The 1,526-nt window shown below is 51.5% G+C and carries 4 protein-coding genes; 3 read left to right on the top strand and 1 reads right to left on the bottom strand.

Features of this window, described 5'->3' with window-relative positions; translation table 11 throughout:
• The coding region (locus tag SV253_09925) for a DUF433 domain-containing protein (protein ID MDY6776367.1) at nt 1–270 on the bottom strand (270 nt) is incomplete at its 3' end.
• A 463-nt stretch (nt 271–733) separates the two neighbouring features.
• Between SV253_09925 and SV253_09930 the strand changes: the two genes are divergently transcribed.
• Genes SV253_09930 through SV253_09940 form a run of 3 tightly spaced genes read left to right on the top strand, consistent with a single transcriptional unit; the run spans nt 734 to nt 1,489 of the window.
• Entirely contained in the window at nt 734–970 is a 237-nt protein-coding gene (locus tag SV253_09930; GenBank protein MDY6776368.1) for a winged helix-turn-helix domain-containing protein, read from the top strand.
• Entirely contained in the window at nt 967–1,236 is a 270-nt protein-coding gene (locus tag SV253_09935; protein ID MDY6776369.1) for a type II toxin-antitoxin system HicB family antitoxin, read from the top strand. Before SV253_09930 ends, SV253_09935 begins: the two co-directional genes overlap by 4 nt.
• 4 nt (nt 1,237–1,240) lie before the next feature.
• Nucleotides 1,241–1,489 (top strand): type II toxin-antitoxin system HicA family toxin, encoded by a 249-nt coding sequence (locus tag SV253_09940; GenBank protein MDY6776370.1) that lies wholly within the window; start codon nt 1,241–1,243, stop codon nt 1,487–1,489.
• Nucleotides 1,490–1,526: the final 37 nt, after the last annotated feature.

Below are 1,526 nucleotides of genomic sequence, written 5' to 3' on the forward strand. Positions count from 1 at the left end.
TTCAGCTTTTTCAGGGGCATTTGACATCTTGATCAGCTCCTCCTCTAGCTCTCTGTGTCTCTCACGTATCTTCTCCATCTCGTCAGGATGGCGGTAGTAATACGCTAGAGCTTCGTGTACTTCATCGAGTCCTAACTCGAGCTGATCGGCTACATATTCTGGGGACTCACCGTTTTTAATAACCATATCGGCTATCTGTATCACCGAGACACGTCTACCCTCAAGACGTGGCTCACCTCCGAGTGTGTCTTCAGTCTTTACAACTGTCATTCTACCACCATCCACACGAGAGAGTTACCGACTAGCTTGCTCTTCACACGTCCGTCTTCTTCGATCTTCCGAAGACGATAGTCGGCGTTTTGACGTGAGCATCCCACAGTATCTCCTATCTCTTTCGTAGATGCAGGCTCATTCTCACGTATAGCATCTATAAACTCATTGTCGGCAAATGACGGTTCGAATTCACCGGTCGAAGATCTTTGTCGTCCCATTATACCACTAATAGATCACCCATCCACTTAATCATTATCTCCATAGCAAAAGATACCAGCAAGATAAGGGTGAACTACCCCTGCTACTCGCCGCCGTTGGCGGTGGTTCGAGAGAGCGGAGCTCTCTCGTGATGACGAGACGCCATTGGAGTCTCGAACCACTTGACCCCTAGGTGAGCAAGGGTGGAAAACCTTTTCATACGTTGGCAAAGGTTAAGTTGGTACGTTCAGTATAGCTACTAATGACTGAGACACATTTCCAGCAGGACTCCGAGACCGGGTTGATAGAAAGATCCTATGACGACGAGGGGTTCCTTAACGCAGTCAAAGAGAATGATCCCGCTACGACGAAGGAAGTGATGGACGAGGTCGGATGTTCTCGCAAGGGTGCGATTTACAGGCTGCGCAACCTCGAAGAAGAAGGGGCGATAGAGAGCAAGGAAGCCGGCTCGTCGCTGGTATGGATGGTGGTAGAATGAGCACCGAGGTAAAACGCCGTATAACTCTGACACACGAAGACGGCGTCTGGGTAGCCAGAGACGAAAAGAAAAACGTCGCTTCACAGGGCGAGAGTCGCCAAGAGGCTCTCCAGAACCTCGACGAGGCAGTGGAGCTTCACGAACGAGACAGCGGATCCGTGTCCTGGGACGAGGAGAAGGAGATGCTCGAAGACCTCGGGCTTGACCCCGACGATGTCAAGAAGTCTCGCGAAGAGAATGACGAACTTCCCGAGTTCATGCAGTAAGTAGATGGTCACTCGCGACTTCTCCGGACTTGACGTCGTCAAAGCTCTCACACGGAACAACTACCGAGTCGTCGACCGGGAGGGGAGCCACGTCAAGCTGCGGTACGAACACCCAGAGAACGAAGACGACGTCCGCGTCGTCACAGTACCTCAGAAAGACCGAATACCTACTGGAACACTCCACGACATAGCCGACCAGTGCGGTGCCGACGACTTCGAGAAGTTCTGTGAATGGATTGACGAGAGCCGATGATGAATCCGAGAAGACATCAACACCAGAGACAGTATCT

Source organism: Candidatus Afararchaeum irisae, from assembly GCA_034190545.1.
GTDB lineage: Archaea > Halobacteriota > Halobacteria > Halobacteriales > Afararchaeaceae > Afararchaeum > Afararchaeum irisae.